The organism is Priestia sp. P5_B4 (assembly GCF_056400385.1).
On record NZ_JBFULJ010000050.1, the window covers coordinates 1 to 16,157 of the forward strand.

Here is a 16,157-nt window from a genome sequence, read left to right on the forward strand (position 1 = left end):
GGTCGGCTATGCATCGTGGCCTTGGGTCGGCTATGCATCGTGGCCTTGGTGAGCCGTTACCTCACCAACTAGCTAATGCACCGCGGGCCCATCTGTAAGTGATAGCCGAAACCATCTTTCAATCATCTCCCATGAAGGAGAAGATCCTATCCGGTATTAGCTTCGGTTTCCCGAAGTTATCCCAGTCTTACAGGCAGGTTGCCCACGTGTTACTCACCCGTCCGCCGCTAACTTCATAGAAGCAAGCTTCTATGAAGTTCGCTCGACTTGCATGTATTAGGCACGCCGCCAGCGTTCATCCTGAGCCAGGATCAAACTCTCCGAAGAAATGTTTGACTTGCTCAATTTAAAAAATAAAAATTAACGTTGACGTTTACTATTTCGTTCAGTTTTCAAAGAACTCTTGTCTCAAGGCGACTTTCTTATCTTACCACCTCGAGAATAACTTGTCAACAACTTTTTTCATTAAGTTATTTTTGAGTTATTTTTTGTTGTTGTCTTAGCGACGTATATAAATATAACATCTGTTAACTTATTGGTCAATAACTTTTTCAAAAAAAATAAAAGTTTTCTCGAAAAGATTCCAGAAAACTTTTATTTTGGATATTCCTCCAAATTATAATATGAAATTATTAATAACAAGTAAGGCAGCTATTCCTGGAATACCTAAAATAGCTGAAACAATGGCTGTGGGGAAGTTAATAGGGATATGAATACCGAACTGTACGCCAAAGATGTTAATAAAGAAAAGCAGCAGAACGCCAATAATCAGCTTAATCGATAAATTTCCAATGACTCGAAGCATTTTTTCAACACCACCTGTTACTAAGAGTAGAATGATTAGTCCTGTTAAAAAAGACACAACTACAATGGGATGATTTAGCATGTTGCCTCCTTCTTAAAGCAGATAAGTTACCTTATATGTATGTCCAAGCATTCAAAAAAAGCACTACTTCACGGAGGGAAATCCTTATTTTATAAAGACAACAAAACAGGATGCCTCTATGACATCCTGTTAATTGAAATATTTCGATGCTTAGCTTCTTTTAATAGAAAAAGATACTTCATTTTGGCTAATCGAATATCTACCATTACCTCTTCTGAAGGATCTACACTTCTTTCTACCATTGAAGTTTTGTGACTCCATTCCTGCTTTACTTGCATAAAAGTCTTCACAAATTCATCATCATACTCTTTGCGTAACCAACCTTTTCTTTTAAAAAACATATGCGAGTACCTCGTTATACTTCTCTTCTACCTTCTAGGGCTTTAGATAAAGTTACTTCATCTGCATACTCAAGGTCTCCTCCAACGGGTAACCCATGAGCAATTCTAGTAATTTTAATTCCTGTCGGCTTTAAGAGCCTAGAGATATACATAGCCGTAGCTTCGCCCTCTATATTCGGGTTAGTGGCTAAAATCACTTCTTGAATCTCATCATCTTGAAGTCTTTTTAATAACTCTGGTACTTTGATATCTTCAGGCCCTATTCCTTCCATAGGTGAAATTGCGCCATGCAGGACATGATACAAGCCGTTATATTCTTTCATTTTCTCCATTGCAATGACATCCTTAGGGTCTTGCACGACGCATACCACATTTCGCTCTCTGCGCTGATCTTGACAAATGTAACAAGGATCTTGATCTGTGATATGTCCGCAAACTGAACAATAGGTTAAATTCCGCTTCGCATTGACTAATGCTTTTGCAAAATCTAATACTGTATCTTCTTTCATAGATAAAACAAAGAACGCTAAGCGAACAGCTGTTTTTGGACCAATGCCGGGTAACTTCATAAAACTATCTATAAGCTTGGATATTGGTTCTGGATAATGCACGTGGCAACCACCTTATTAAAGTCCTGGAATATTTAAACCTTTTGTAAATTGACCCATTGTGTTATTTGTTAAATCGTCCATTTGTTTTAATGCGTCATTTGTTGCTGCTAGTACTAAATCTTGTAGCATTTCAATATCTTCAGGATCTACTACATCCTCTTTAATATTTACATCAATCACTTGTTTCTGACCGTTAACTACAACTGTTACCATTCCTCCGCCAGCTGTACCTTCAACAGTTTTTTCAGCTAACTCTTCCTGCGCTTTTTGCATATCTTTTTGCATTTTTTGCATTTGTTTCATCATTTTTTGCATATTGCCCATGCCTTTCATCATATGAACATTCCTCCTAAATTTACTCTTGAATTTCGATTAAGTCTTCTCCAAATAGCTTTTTCGCTTCTGCAACCACAAGGTCTTCCTCCTGTGGTTGACCTGATGACCCATCACTTTGCTGTCCTTGAAGAAACTCTTCTCTTACTTTATCCCATTCACTTTCTGGAATTGCAACCATTTCACGCTTGCTGCCAATTAAAGTATATAAGATATTCTCTAAATTATCACGTACATTGTTGTTATTTTCAGAAGCCATTTTGCAATGAATTTCATATTTGAACTTAAGTATAAATGATTGATCTGAAGACGCAACCGGTTCACTGTTAGATAACAACGCTGCATGTGAAGCTTTATTTTGTTGTTTCAATGTGTCCAACACCTGCGCCCAAGATCGCTTAATCGTTTCTAAATTCTGCCGAGTGGCATTTTTTAAAACTTCATTTACCTTCCCAACAGGCGTTTTGTACTGACTTCTGGACTGTCTTGTCTGTTTTTTCTCTGTTTGCACTGCCTGAGCTGTATGATCAACTTGAATGCCTTTTTCTTTTAACTGCTGCAGTTCTGCTTCCATTTGATTCATTTTTTGCAAAATGTCTTGATATGGAAGAGCACTCTCTTGACTTGTAGAACTTTGAGCTAATTTTACTAAAGCTACTTCAAGTAGCACTCGAGGATGATTGCTCCATTTCATCTCTTGCTGAGTTTGGTTCAATTCAGCAATGACCTTATAAATAAAAGCACTATCCATTTTTGAACTGAGTTCTTTAAACTCTTCGTTAACCGCTGCTTTTTCAAGTAAATATGCATTTTCTTCAGAAGCTTGATAAAGCAGAACATCACGATAATAGAAGATGAGGTCCTCTACAAACCTCGCTGGGTCTTTTCCGTTTTTAATCAAACTTTCAACAGAGTCTAGCGCTTCTACAATGTTTTCGTTAAAGATAGCTTGGACGATCTTCACAATAAAAGACTGTGATACTGCTCCTGTTATGGATAGAACATCCTCTAAGCTCACCTTCTCCGTACTATACGAGATAGCTTGGTCTAAAAGACTAAGTGCATCACGCATGCCGCCTTCTGAAGCTTTCGCAATTTCGTAAAGAGCATCCTCGCTTACTTCTAGCTCTTCAGAACCTAATACTTCCTTCATTCGATATACGATATCTTCTGGCGAAATGCGTTTGAAATCAAAGCGCTGACATCTAGAGATAATCGTTAATGGAATTTTATGCGGCTCTGTTGTAGCTAAAATAAAGATAACATGTGCAGGAGGTTCTTCTAACGTTTTTAACAAAGCGTTAAAAGCTCCAATTGAAAGCATATGAACTTCATCAATAATGTACACTTTGTATCGAACAGCACTAGGTGCATATTTTACTTTATCACGGATATCTCGAATTTCATCGACTCCATTATTAGAAGCTGCATCAATTTCAATTACATCAGAAATGGAACCATCAGTAATTCCCCGACAAGTTGCACATTCATTACAGGGTTCAGCAATGGGTGCTTTTTCACAGTTAACGGCTTTCGCTAAAATTTTAGCAGCTGTTGTCTTTCCTGTTCCCCGAGGCCCAGAAAATAAATACGCATGCGAAAATTTCTCTTGGACAAGGGCATTTTGAAGTGTTTTGATAATATGTTGTTGACCGACTACGTCGTTAAAGCTTTGAGGACGGTATACACGGTACAGAGCCTGATATGCCACTACATCCTCTCCTTTTAATATAATTCATTAGTTATCATTATAGCGTATTATGAGGTTTTTTTTCAAAATAGTGAGAGATAAAATAAAAAGCCTACTCCAACAGAGTAGACTAAACTTATGTATATAACTGCCGTGCACCTTCCGTCGATTAGCCACCCCAGGCGTTACTTAAGCAGTTAGCTCGGTCTAGGCGACCCCATGGCACATGAGAGGTTCTGCTTACTGCTGCTTCCTTCCGGACCTGACAGGGTTCACAGATTCCCATTGCATAGGACCCAAACGTCAACACCACTTACTTAAGGCAGGCCCTAAGATGAGCTAACCTCAAGAAGGAATTCGGCCTCGCTAGAGCGGATTGCGAGTACAGGGCACCGCTACCTCCCCGCTTAGCACGGCAAAGTTGAAACCAATAGTTTGGGCATCAAGTTGATGCATTTACAAGTATACGTCTTTTCATTCAAAAATGCAACTGCTATAGAAAACTTACTTTTTTAGCGCTATTTTCCAGCCTTTTTTCGTTGACGCAACTCACGAAAAAAGGTCGTTAAGAGGCTCCCGCATTCTTCTTCTAGCACACCTCCTACTACTTGTGCTTGATGATTAAACTTTTCAAACTCTAATAAGTTTAACAATGTTCCCGCACAGCCACCTTTAGGATCATAAGCTCCAAACACAACTCTTTTCACTCTTGATAATACAATAGCACCTGCACACATCGGACATGGTTCTAAGGTGACATATAACGTAGCGTCTTCCAATCTCCATGTTCCTAATTTCTTACATGCTTCATCAATTGCTAAAAGTTCTGCATGAGCAACTGATCGCTGTTCTGTTTCTCGTAAGTTATAAGCTGAAGCAACCACCTCATCATTTTGAACAATAACTGCTCCAATGGGAACCTCTAATTTATCTTTGGCTTTTAATGCTTCATCAATTGCCAACCTCATACACTTTTCATCATTTAACACTTTTTATCCAACCTTACATATTATATTTTTTCTGAGTCAAACTATTTACTATGTACATCAGGAAAAGGAGAGACCTTGTGTGAAGAACGCTAAAACTGCTTTAATTATTATTGATATGCTAAACGATTTTCAATTTAAAAACGGCAAAATACTTGCTGAAAAATCTTTAACCATTGCTCAAAACATTGCCCAGTTAAAACAGTACGCATCGTCTCAACATATCCCTATTATCTATGTAAATGACCACTATAAGCTATGGCAAGCAAACTTAGAAACCATTTTAACACACTGCACAAATGAGATAAGCTCACCCATTCTACATCACATTTCACCACAAAACGCTGATTACTTTTTAATTAAACCAAAGCATTCTATCTTCTATGGGACAGCTTTGAATATTTTGCTATCACAGCTCGATGTCCATACACTTATTTTAACAGGAATTGCGGGAAATATATGCGTGCTTTTTTCAGCCAACGATGCTTATATGCGTGAGTATAACTTAATTGTGCCTGAAGATTGTATTGCTTCAAACGCAGATGAAGACAATACCTTTGCTTTGAGAATGATGCATAACGTATTAAATGCTCGTATTTGCAAACATACCGAGTTGATGAATTAAGTAAAAAGCCTTCTCATATGATGGAAGTAAGTCATATGAAATGGAGGCTTTTTATTATGCAAATTTACACTGTTAAAGCAGGTGACAGTATATATAGTATTGCAAAACAGTTCCGCATTGACGCAGGGAAAATTATAAGAGCAAATGAATTACCTAACCCAAATCAACTCGTTATCGGGCAATCTATGGTTATTCCAATCAATGGTACTTACTACACAGTAAAAGCTGGGGACACTATATGGAAGGTAGGAAGAAAATTAGGCGTTAGCTATCAGGCTATTGCCAATGCGAACAATATTTCAGTTACAGCACCCTTAACCCCTGGCCGCCGCATCTTAATTCCCCCTTCCCCCAACAAAAGAAACGGTGAGTTTTTAGGGTATGTTGAAACAAGCAATCGAAAAATCACTCCTCAAACAGAGAAAATGATTAATCAAAATGCAAAATACCTTACTTATCTCGGGCCAGCGAACTTCGAAGTGCAAAAAGACGGTTCTCTAAAGGCACCTCCACTTAACAATTTAGGTTCTATTGCTAAAGAAAATGACGTCATTTTCTTAATGGTATTGGCTAATATTGAAAACGGCGCATTCAGTGACGAAGTCGGCCGAGCAATTTTAACTAATAAAGACGTTCAAGATACGCTTTTAAATAATATTGTAAAAACAGCGAAAGAGCAAAATTTCAGAGACATTCACTTTGACTTCGAATTTTTGCGTCCGGCAGATAAAGAAGCCTATATTGCATTTTTACAGAAAGCAAAAAAGCGTCTTCAAGATGAGCAACTTCTTATGTCTGTCGCTTTAGCTCCGAAGACAAGTCGAGATCAAAAAGGCAAATGGTATGAAGCACATGATTATAAAGCCATTGGAGAGATTGCTAACTTCGTTGTTCCGATGACATACGAATGGGGATATAGCGGTGGGCCTCCTATGGCCGTCTCTCCTATTGGTCCCGTACGTGATGTTTTAGAATATGCAATATCTGAAATACCTAGTTCAAAAATTATCATGGGCCAAAACCTATACGGTTACGATTGGACACTTCCTTACAAACCAGGAGGAGAATATGCCAAAGCCATTAGTCCTCAACGAGCTATTGAGTTGGCAGCTCGCTATAAAGTAGCTATTCAATACGACAATAAAGCACAAGCTCCTTTCTTCCGGTATAAAGATGAGCAGCAGCGCACCCACGAAGTATGGTTTGAAGACGCTAGGTCTATTCAGGCCAAGTTTGATTTAATCAAAGAATTAAAACTTAGAGGAATGGCCTACTGGAAACTAGGCTTAGATTTCCCGCAAAACTGGCTCTTGATTGAAGACAACTTCAAGATTACAAAAAGAGTGACACAGCCATAAATAGGGAAAGCTTACTGTTAACAGTAGGCTTTTTGTTATTCTTCTTACTGAAAGAAATTTCTTTTCCCCTTATTCTCCTTCTCTATGTTAAAATATTTTTTGTCTGTTTTTTTTGAACGAGTGGTCATGAAGGAGGCAAATGAATGCAAGGCACACCTTTTATTTCAGTAGAAGGACCCATCGGTGTCGGAAAAACCTCTCTAGCTAAAGAGATTGCACAAGCATTTCAATTCGAAATTTTAAAAGAAATCGTAGATGAAAATCCATTTCTCGGGAAATTTTATAAAAATATCAACGAGTGGAGTTTTCAAACCGAAATGTTTTTTCTATGTAATCGATATAAGCAGTTGGAGGATATTCAAAAAGGGTTCTTATCTTATAAAAAACCTGTTGTAGCAGATTATCATATTATGAAAAACATGATTTTTGCTGAGCAAACGTTAAAAGATGAACAGTATAAAAAATATGTACAAATCTTCCACATCTTAACGGCTGATATGCCAGCTCCGAACATTATTATTTATTTAAATGCCAGCTTAGATACCTTGTTAAAGCGTATTAAAATGCGCGGAAGAGAAATTGAACGAAACATCGATCCTCACTACCTTGCGAGGCTAAGTGATGATTATGAAAAAGCTATGACGGCGTTTGAACAAAATAACCCTGATGTAACCATTTTACGTTATGACGGTGATGAAATAGATTTTGTACAAAATAAACAACACTTAAATAGAATCCTATCAGAGGTTCAAGAGAGTATGTTAAAAAGGAGTATGTAATGGTAAACTTACGATCGAAATACAACATTCCTAATGATGCTGTGTTGACGATAGCGGGTACAGTTGGAGTTGGGAAATCTACAATGACTCAATCATTGGCTGATGCTCTCCAATTTCGCACATCGTTTGAAAAAGTAGATTCCAACCCTTACCTGGACAAATTTTATGGAGATTTTGAACGTTGGAGCTTCCACCTACAGGTATATTTTCTAGCAGAACGCTTTAAAGAACAAAAGAAAATTTTCGAGTATGGCGGCGGCTTCATCCAAGACAGATCCATTTACGAAGATACCGGTATCTTTGCTAAGATGCATTTTGAAAAAGGAACGATGTCTAAAGTAGACTATGAAACATATACAAGCTTGTTCGATGCGATGGTTATGACTCCATATTTTCCTCATCCGGATCTGCTCATTTATTTGGAAGGCAGCTTCGAAGATATTGTAGATCGCATTCAAGAAAGAGGGCGACCAATGGAACAGCAAACGCCTCTTGATTATTGGAAAGAGATGCACGCCCGATACGAAGACTGGATTAATAACTTTACGGCTTGCCCTATTCTTCGTTTAGATATTAGAGAATACGACCTTATCAAGGATCCTGATTCAATTGAATCAATTGTTGAAAAAGTGGCTCGCTTTTTACAACATAATGAAAAGCTAAAACGTCGTCATCTATAAAAAAATGCCGCTTTAATAGATAAAGCGGCATTTTTAACAAATAAAAAACCGTTACTTATAAGTAACGGTTTTCCAATCTCCAATTTATCGCGCTATGTTAATTGCATTATAAGTCAAATATGGCGGAGGAAGAGGGATTCGAACCCCCGCGGGCTTTRACACCCCTGTCGGTTTTCAAGACCGATCCCTTCAGCCGGACTTGGGTATTCCTCCGTATCGACAATTATTAATTTATMATATACAAATAATAAAGTCAACTCTTTTATTGATGTTTTAAAAAAAGATGTTCATTAAGAATTAATTCTTAATGAACACCTTCTACTTTTATTTAGAGATAAATTCTTTATTTCCCATATATGGACGCAGCACTTCTGGAATTTGAATTGATCCATCTTCCTGCTGGTAGTTTTCTAAAATTGCAGCTACCGTACGACCAATTGCTAAGCCAGAACCGTTTAGTGTATGAACATGTTCTGGTTTTGCTTTTGCTTTTGTATCACGGCGGAAGCGAATATTAGCACGGCGAGCTTGGAAGCTTTCAAAGTTTGAACAAGAAGAAATTTCACGATACGTTTCATAACTTGGAATCCAAACTTCAATATCATACTTTTTGGCTGCTGTGAAACCTAAGTCAGCTGTACACATGCTTAGAACTCGGTAAGGTAAACCTAATAGTTGAAGAACCTTTTCAGCATGGCCCGTTAATTTTTCTAATTCATCATAAGAATCTTCTGGCTTAACAAAGCGAACGAGTTCTACTTTATTAAACTGATGCTGACGAATAAGACCACGTGTATCTCTTCCTGCAGAGCCTGCTTCTGAGCGGAAGCAAGCACTATACGCTGTATAAGCAATTGGAAGCTGATCTCCGCTTAAAATTTCATCACGATGTAAATTTGTAACTGGTACTTCAGCTGTAGGAATTAAGAAATAATCTTCTTCTTTAATCTTGAATGCATCTTCTTCAAATTTAGGAAGCTGCCCTGTTCCTGTCATGCTTGTGCGATTCACCATATATGGAGGAAGGATTTCTTCATAACCATGTTCATCCATATGTAAATCCATCATAAAGTTAATAAGAGCGCGTTCTAATCTTGCACCTAACCCTTTATAAAATACAAAGCGGCTTCCCGTTACTTTCGAAGCTCTTTCAAAATCTAAAATATTTAAATCTGTTCCTAAATCCCAATGCGGTTTTGGTTCAAAATCAAATTGTTTAATTTCTCCCCATTTGCGAACTTCTACGTTATCATCTTCAGTTTCACCTACAGGCGTACTTTCATGTGGAACGTTAGGAATTGAAAGCAGCAATAGTTCTAATTCTTCTTCAACGCTGCGAAGCTCTTCATCCAATTGCTTTACGCGGTCTCCTACTTCACGCATTTCAACGATTAAATGATCAGCATCTTGTTTTTCACGCTTCAATTGTGCAATTTGCTGTGATACTTCATTTCGCTTGCTTTTTAACTCTTCTGTTTGAGCAATTAGCTCACGGCGTTTTGTATCTAACTCTTCAAAGCGACCTAAGTCCGTTAAGTCCTCACCACGAAATTTGAGCTTTTCTTTTACTTCATTAAAATTAGCACGTAAAAATTTTAAATCTAACATATTTAGTACCTCCTTTAGTATAAAAGGGCAAAATAAAAACTCTCATCCCCATGAAAGGGACGAGAGTTTACCCGCGTTGCCACCCTAATTGAAAGCTAAAATAAGCCTTCCTCTTAAACCAGATAACGGATGAACCGAAACTGCCTACTACTTTTTCGACAGCTTGCTCCAGGACGGATTCATAAGAATTGATTATCGATTCACACCAGCCATCGACTCTCTTGAAATCAAAAATCTTATTACTATTTCCTATCAACGCTTTATACCAATATCATTTTTATTAATCATAATGTACTACAAGTCTTTACAAGATGCAATTCATTTATACAGGTTTTTTTGAAGCTTCTTCAACCATTGCTACAAAATACTGCGCCATGCGAGCATCATCTGTCAATTCTGGATGAAACGAACATCCCAAGAATTGACCTTGTCTTGCCGCAACAATTCGGTCGTTATGCATTGCTAAGACTTCAACGTTTTCTCCTACTTCTACAATATGCGGAGCACGGATAAATACGCCTATAAAATTTTCACCGATATCTTTAATATTTAGGGCAGCTTCAAAGCTATCCCGTTGACGCCCAAACGAGTTTCGAGCTACCGTAATATCCATAACACCTAAATGGGGCTCTTCACGGTCAACGACTTGTCCTGCAAGTAAAATTAAACCCGCACACGTACCAAATACCGGTTTACCTGCTTGTGCAAACTGGCGAAGAGGTTCCATAAAGTCATATTTGTCGATCAGACGACGCATCGCTGTGCTTTCGCCGCCCGGTAGGATTAAACCATCTATTTCGTTTAGCTGTTCAACTTTTTTTATGATAATGGCTTCAGCGCCTGCTGCTTCTAATGCTTGTGCATGCTCGCGAAAGGCACCTTGTAATCCTAACACGCCTACTTTTACCATTTTGTCAAAACTCCCTTTAAATTACCATCCACGCTCTTGCATGCGGTTTTCTGGTAATAATGATGAAATTTCAATCCCTTTCATTGCACTTCCTAACCCTTTTGATAAGTTTGCAATAAGCTCATAGTCTTGATAATGTGTTGTTGCTTCCACGATTGCTCGCGCAAACTTTTCAGGGTTGTCTGATTTGAAGATTCCTGATCCAACGAACACGCCGTCTGCTCCAAGCTGCATCATTAACGCTGCATCTGCTGGTGTTGCTACACCGCCTGCTGCAAAGTTTACAACCGGTAAACGACCTTCACGTTTAATTTGCAGTAATAACTCATAAGGTGCGCCTAATAATTTAGCTTCTGTCATTAACTCATCTTCGTCCATACCCACAACTTTACGTACTTGAGCGTTTACTTGACGCATATGGCGTACTGCTTCCACGATGTTTCCTGTCCCTGGTTCGCCCTTTGTACGAAGCATTGCAGCTCCTTCAGCAATACGACGAGATGCTTCGCCAAGATCACGGCAACCACACACAAATGGAACCGTAAATGTATTTTTATTTAAATGAAACTCCTCATCAGCTGGAGTCAACACTTCACTTTCATCGATGTAGTCTACACCCATCGCTTCTAGCACGCGTGCTTCAACAATATGGCCAATACGAGCTTTTGCCATAACTGGAATGGACACAGCATTCATCACTTCTTCAACAATTGTTGGGTCTGCCATACGAGACACGCCGCCTGCTGCACGGATATCAGCTGGAACACGCTCTAATGCCATAACGGCAACAGCACCTGCTGCTTCTGCAATTTTTGCTTGCTCTGCATTGATCACGTCCATGATAACGCCGCCTTTTTGCATTTCCGCCATTCCTCGTTTTACACGATCAGTACCTGTAATGTTATTCATGTTTGTCTTCCTCCTGTATCAAGTGTTTCACAATAATTTTTAGTGTATATACAAAATTCAAAACTTAGTGTCTATTTTACCGCATTTTTCGGAAAATTCCTATCTAATTTATAGATTATATACAAACAAATCTAAAAATAAAAAGAAGAGATACTCTCTTGTAGTATCTCTTCTTTCTCTTGAGTTATCATTAAAACCAGTTATTCACTGTATTTGCAGCATTCATCCAAATATCGCTGAAGAAGTTGCCAATACTGCGGATAGCGAGAGAGAACCATCCAGCTTTTTCAACAGATTCGTTTGTCACAACCGGCGTCATGCTATCTGTAGTTTGACCTCCTACATAGCCCAAATCTTTAAGATTGCTGTTTGTTGCACTGACATAAGCAACTGTTTCTCCTTTTTTAATAGGAGCAACAACTTTTTGATCGTTCATAACTTTATCGTTTAACTTAAAGTTGATTTTAGTATGATCTTTTTGACCTTTTTCGGTAATAATCTTTACCGAATTCTTTGGAGAAACGGAAGCTTCTTTTGATTTTCCTTTAGCAACATTAATTGTTTCATGCCCTTTAATCTCGCCGTTAGCAGGCACTACTTCTTTTAACTGAAAATGACTAAAAGCATAATCCAATATCTTTTTTGTTTGGGAAAAACGAGCAGCTTCCGTAGACTTGCCGTTTTCCTCAGCATTCATTACAACTGTTATGTATCTTACCCCGTTACGCTCTGCAGTCCCAGTGAAACATTGACCTGCAAAATCTGTATGGCCAGTTTTTAAACCGTCTACGCCGCTGTAGGCAGCTGAAAAACCTGGGAGCATCTTGTTCCAATTGTTCATTTTTGTTTCCCCTTGTTGCCCTTGTCTAAACATCTTAGAAGGAGTTTTAGCTACTTCCAAAGATTCTGGATAATCATGAATTAAGTGATAAGCAAGGGTAGCAACTGCCCGAGCCGATAGAAGGTTCTCATCTTCTTCCTTCGTTCCTTTTGGATACATTCCTTTTAACAGAGAATTAGAAAGACCTGTGGAATTGACAAATTTTGATTCACCCATATTTAATCTTTTTGCCGTTTCGTTCATTAACTTAATAAAGTTTTCTTCAGAACCACTGACAGCTTCAGCTAAAGCAATTGCAGCTCCATTAGCTGAGTAAATAGCCATGGCATCATATAATTCTTTCACCGTGTATTTTTGGTTTTCAATTAACGGTACATTCGATAATCCATAATCTTGAGAAATTTTAGCTGCATATTTACTAACTGGCACACGTTGATCCCAAGATAATTTCTTATCTTTTATGGATTCTAATACTAGGTATTCTGTCATCATTTTTGTCATGCTTGCAATACCTAATAAAGCATCCGTATTTTTCCCGTATAATACTTTCCCCGTACTTGCCTCTACTAAGATCGCTGCATCTGCTTCAACGCCAATATCATCTGTTTTAGGAGCAGCTGATGCTTGTGTAGAGACAAAAAATACGCTGGCCATTAACATAACAGCAATGACACAAATTAATTGTTTCTGTACTGCGTTTCTCACTCTATACCCTCCAAACGTAAACTCACATAAATGTAATTTTATCATACTAAAATTTAAAAAAATAGATAAAGAAGTACTGTTACATTCATGATCCATGACATAAAAAACACGTTTCCTAATAGGGAAACGTGTTTTTTTAACATTCATGATTATCTCATAGAATAGTTAGGAGATTCTTTTGTGATTTGTACATCATGTGGGTGGCTTTCTCTTAAACCTGCTCCAGTCATACGAATGAATTGTGCCTGTTCACGTAACGCTTCTAAGTTAGCTGAACCACAGTAACCCATTCCTGCGCGTAAACCGCCAATCATTTGGTATAAAGTATCTGCTACAGGTCCTTTGTAAGGCAAACGTCCTTCGATACCTTCTGGAACTAATTTTTTATTATCTTCTTGGAAGTATCGATCTTTACTTCCTTTTTCCATAGCTCCTACAGAGCCCATTCCACGGTACACTTTAAAGCGTCTACCTTGGTAGATTTCTGTTTCTCCAGGACTTTCTGTCGTTCCTGCTAGAAGGCTTCCTAGCATTACTGTATGTCCACCAGCTGCAAGTGCTTTTACAATATCTCCAGAGTATTTAATACCGCCATCTGCGATAATAGCTACACCGTGCTTACGAGCTTCAGTTGCACAATCATATACTGCTGTAATTTGTGGAACGCCTACACCAGCTACAACACGAGTTGTACAAATTGAACCAGGTCCAATTCCTACTTTTACTACGTTTGCTCCTGCTTCAATTAATGCTTTTGTACCTTCAGCAGTTGCTACGTTACCAGCAATAATATTTAACTCTGGATATGCCTCGCGAATGCTGCTTACCGTATCTAAAACGCCTTGTGAATGTCCATGCGCTGTATCAATAACGATAACATCAACGCCAGCTTGTACTAATTTTTCGATACGAACGTTTGAATCAGCTGTTACGCCAACAGCTGCTCCAACTAATAATCGACCTTGTTGATCTTTAGCTGCATTTGGAAACTCAATTACTTTTTCAATGTCTTTAATTGTGATAAGGCCTTTTAATACGCCATTGTCATCTACAAGAGGTAACTTTTCAATTTTGTATTGCTGTAGAATTTTCTCTGCTTCTTCTAAAGTCGTTCCTACTGGAGCAGTAACCAATTCTTCTTTTGTCATTACATCAGCAATTTGCATTGAATAATCTTGGATAAAACGCAAGTCGCGGTTTGTAAGGATTCCAACTAGTTTTTGTTCTTCTTCGTTGTTGACAATCGGCACACCTGAGATACGATATTTGCCCATTAAATGTTCAGCGGCAAATACTTGGTTTTCAGGAGTTAAAAAGAAAGGATCCGTGATAACACCACTTTCAGAACGTTTTACTTTATCAACTTGTTCTGCTTGCTGTTCAATCGACATGTTTTTGTGAATGATACCTAAACCACCTTGTCTAGCCATCGCAATAGCCATTTCAGCTTCTGTAACTGTATCCATTCCTGCACTGATGAACGGCACCTTTAATTTTAATGTTTTTGTTAGTTCAACACTCATATCAACGTCTTTAGGCAGTACCTCAGATTTTGCTGGCACCAGTAAAACGTCATCAAATGTTAAGCCTTCTTTAGAAAATTTGCTTTCCCACATTATAGAATCCTCCTTTAAACGACAGAATATTATTAGTAGATTAACAAGCAGATATGTACCTGTCAATAACTTCACTAGATATCAGATAATTCTAATAAAAAGAAAAGGTGATTTAGTTGCATAAATTTAATGATGTTTGGACGTCCTACAATTTATTTTTCTCCGTTCCTTTTGTACAAGACTTTTTAAAAAAGCGCTATCAAAAATTGAATTATAGCGATGCAGAGCAACATAGCTTTAAAAACAGTTACCCATTTATTTATTATTTGGAACACAGTAAAAATTATTATCAAGTTGCGGCACAATCTCCTGTATCAGTTCAACCAGTTTTATTATTTTATGGAATGTCACAGCTGTTAAAAGCCTGTTTGTTAACGCAAAACCCAGTATATCCAGAAAATACGGCGGTGTTAGCACATGGAGTATCAACACGAAAAAGAAAAAAACAAAGTTATGATTTTCTAGATGATGAAGTTAAGATCCAAAAAAGCGGTTTGTTTTCACAAGTAGGAGAAGAATTGTTTCATGTGAAACAACTAGAAGGTAGTAAATACACAATGAATTATCTGTTGTCGTGCGTACCGGAATTAGATACATTATTTTTAAATTTGGGTACTAGGTCATTTTCCCATTTAACAACTATTGGATCGCTTCCAGCTACCTCTTTGTCTATTCCTGAACAAGTCACACGGTGTTATCATATGAATCACGAAAGGCTCTACTCTTTTTTAAAAGAGCGTTCCCGCCTATCATTGTCTCTGTCAGAAGATCAGGTATGTATTCTTAATCCTTCAAGCTGTTTATATAATTGTTCACCTTTTATGTACAATTTCCAAAATAACACGCTGCATGCACCTTTGGAAAAAGATTGCTGCTTATATTTCCCTGAGATGTTGGCACATTACTTATTACTTTATAATTTAAGTATGATTTCACGTTATGAAACAGAGTGGTGGTATGAATTATTGCATACATACTCTTCGAAAGATTACCCATTTATCTTGAGGTTCCTTGAAGTTACGGCTCAAAAGATTCCTTACTTAATTTCCTGTTACTTAAATGAACATACAAAAAAAGACTAGCTAAAAATAGCTAGTCTTTTTTTCAAGTGCCTGGCAACGTCCTACTCTCACAGGGACAAAGTCCCAACTACCATTGGCGCTAAAGAGCTTAACTTCCGTGTTCGGTATGGGAACGGGTGTGACCTCTTCGCTATCGCCACCAGACAAGAGATTGCTCTCTCAAAACTAGATAACAGTTCGCTGAGTAAAGCTTACGC

The 16,157-nt window shown here is 38.0% G+C and carries 16 protein-coding genes, 1 tRNA gene, 2 rRNA genes, 1 other RNA gene and 1 other annotated feature; of the genes, 5 read left to right on the plus strand and 15 right to left on the minus strand.

Annotation, left to right across the window (positions count from 1 at the left end):
• From AC1DRF_RS07960 to tadA, 8 genes are all read right to left on the minus strand, one after another.
• Positions 1 to 327 (minus strand): 16S ribosomal RNA (locus tag AC1DRF_RS07960); the annotation flags it as partial.
• A gap of 289 nt (positions 328 to 616) precedes the next feature.
• A complete protein-coding gene (locus AC1DRF_RS07965; RefSeq protein ID WP_028410391.1) occupies positions 617 to 886 on the minus strand; it encodes a pro-sigmaK processing inhibitor BofA family protein in 270 nt (89 codons plus the stop codon).
• Between the two features lie 116 nt (positions 887 to 1,002).
• The gene (locus AC1DRF_RS07970; protein ID WP_013054840.1) at positions 1,003 to 1,227 is read right to left on the minus strand and encodes a YaaL family protein; all 225 of its coding nucleotides are present in this window, start codon (positions 1,225 to 1,227) and stop codon (positions 1,003 to 1,005) included.
• 14 nt (positions 1,228 to 1,241) lie between these two features.
• Positions 1,242 to 1,838 carry a recombination mediator RecR gene (gene recR, locus AC1DRF_RS07975; protein WP_013054839.1) on the minus strand — a complete coding sequence of 199 codons (597 nt, stop codon included), beginning with the start codon at positions 1,836 to 1,838 and terminating at the stop codon, positions 1,242 to 1,244.
• Positions 1,839 to 1,853: 15 nt separating this feature from the next.
• Positions 1,854 to 2,174 (minus strand): YbaB/EbfC family nucleoid-associated protein, encoded by a 321-nt coding sequence (locus AC1DRF_RS07980; RefSeq protein WP_013081327.1) that lies wholly within the window; start codon positions 2,172 to 2,174, stop codon positions 1,854 to 1,856.
• A 19-nt stretch (positions 2,175 to 2,193) separates the two neighbouring features.
• The gene (gene dnaX / locus AC1DRF_RS07985) at positions 2,194 to 3,882 is read right to left on the minus strand and encodes a DNA polymerase III subunit gamma/tau (RefSeq protein WP_477740555.1); all 1,689 of its coding nucleotides are present in this window, start codon (positions 3,880 to 3,882) and stop codon (positions 2,194 to 2,196) included.
• 130 nt (positions 3,883 to 4,012) lie between these two features.
• Positions 4,013 to 4,277, minus strand: an RNA gene (ffs, locus tag AC1DRF_RS07990) — signal recognition particle sRNA large type.
• A gap of 102 nt (positions 4,278 to 4,379) precedes the next feature.
• Positions 4,380 to 4,850: a tRNA adenosine(34) deaminase TadA gene (gene tadA / locus AC1DRF_RS07995; RefSeq protein ID WP_477740556.1), complete on the minus strand. Its 471-nt coding sequence runs from the start codon at positions 4,848 to 4,850 to the stop codon at positions 4,380 to 4,382.
• Positions 4,851 to 4,929: 79 nt separating this feature from the next.
• Here tadA and AC1DRF_RS08000 point away from each other — a divergent pair, with 79 nt between their 5' ends.
• From AC1DRF_RS08000 to AC1DRF_RS08015, 4 genes are all read left to right on the plus strand, one after another.
• Positions 4,930 to 5,472 (plus strand): cysteine hydrolase family protein, encoded by a 543-nt coding sequence (locus AC1DRF_RS08000; RefSeq protein WP_043977087.1) that lies wholly within the window; start codon positions 4,930 to 4,932, stop codon positions 5,470 to 5,472.
• 56 nt (positions 5,473 to 5,528) lie between these two features.
• Positions 5,529 to 6,830, plus strand: a complete 1,302-nt coding sequence (locus AC1DRF_RS08005; protein WP_477740558.1) for a LysM peptidoglycan-binding domain-containing protein — start codon at positions 5,529 to 5,531, stop codon at positions 6,828 to 6,830.
• 143 nt (positions 6,831 to 6,973) lie between these two features.
• Positions 6,974 to 7,609: a deoxynucleoside kinase gene (locus tag AC1DRF_RS08010; RefSeq protein ID WP_013054833.1), complete on the plus strand. Its 636-nt coding sequence runs from the start codon at positions 6,974 to 6,976 to the stop codon at positions 7,607 to 7,609.
• Positions 7,609 to 8,289, plus strand: a complete 681-nt coding sequence (locus AC1DRF_RS08015; RefSeq protein ID WP_013054832.1) for a deoxynucleoside kinase — start codon at positions 7,609 to 7,611, stop codon at positions 8,287 to 8,289. The genes AC1DRF_RS08010 and AC1DRF_RS08015 overlap by 1 nt, the downstream gene beginning before the upstream one ends.
• 120 nt (positions 8,290 to 8,409) lie before the next feature.
• On the opposite strand, the gene AC1DRF_RS08020 is transcribed toward AC1DRF_RS08015, so the two are convergent.
• From AC1DRF_RS08020 to guaB, 6 genes are all read right to left on the minus strand, one after another.
• Positions 8,410 to 8,502 (minus strand) — tRNA-Ser (locus tag AC1DRF_RS08020).
• Between the two features lie 111 nt (positions 8,503 to 8,613).
• Positions 8,614 to 9,897 carry a serine--tRNA ligase gene (gene serS, locus AC1DRF_RS08025; protein ID WP_477740557.1) on the minus strand — a complete coding sequence of 428 codons (1,284 nt, stop codon included), beginning with the start codon at positions 9,895 to 9,897 and terminating at the stop codon, positions 8,614 to 8,616.
• Positions 9,898 to 9,949: 52 nt separating this feature from the next.
• Positions 9,950 to 10,162, minus strand: a binding site (T-box leader).
• A gap of 57 nt (positions 10,163 to 10,219) precedes the next feature.
• Positions 10,220 to 10,807, minus strand: coding sequence for a pyridoxal 5'-phosphate synthase glutaminase subunit PdxT (pdxT, locus tag AC1DRF_RS08030; RefSeq protein WP_427077205.1), 588 nt, complete (start codon positions 10,805 to 10,807; stop codon positions 10,220 to 10,222).
• Positions 10,808 to 10,828: 21 nt separating this feature from the next.
• Positions 10,829 to 11,716 carry a pyridoxal 5'-phosphate synthase lyase subunit PdxS gene (pdxS, locus tag AC1DRF_RS08035; RefSeq protein WP_013054829.1) on the minus strand — a complete coding sequence of 296 codons (888 nt, stop codon included), beginning with the start codon at positions 11,714 to 11,716 and terminating at the stop codon, positions 10,829 to 10,831.
• Positions 11,717 to 11,906: 190 nt separating this feature from the next.
• Positions 11,907 to 13,262, minus strand: coding sequence for a serine hydrolase (locus AC1DRF_RS08040; RefSeq protein WP_427077206.1), 1,356 nt, complete (start codon positions 13,260 to 13,262; stop codon positions 11,907 to 11,909).
• A 149-nt stretch (positions 13,263 to 13,411) separates the two neighbouring features.
• Entirely contained in the window at positions 13,412 to 14,878 is a 1,467-nt protein-coding gene (gene guaB, locus AC1DRF_RS08045; RefSeq protein WP_013081319.1) for an IMP dehydrogenase, read from the minus strand.
• Positions 14,879 to 14,994: 116 nt separating this feature from the next.
• On the opposite strand from guaB, the gene AC1DRF_RS08050 reads away from it, so the two are divergent.
• Positions 14,995 to 15,960, plus strand: a complete 966-nt coding sequence (locus AC1DRF_RS08050) for a YaaC family protein (protein WP_216891280.1) — start codon at positions 14,995 to 14,997, stop codon at positions 15,958 to 15,960.
• Between the two features lie 28 nt (positions 15,961 to 15,988).
• On the opposite strand, the gene rrf is transcribed toward AC1DRF_RS08050, so the two are convergent.
• A 5S ribosomal RNA gene (rrf, locus tag AC1DRF_RS08055) occupies positions 15,989 to 16,104 on the minus strand.
• Positions 16,105 to 16,157 lie beyond the last annotated feature (53 nt).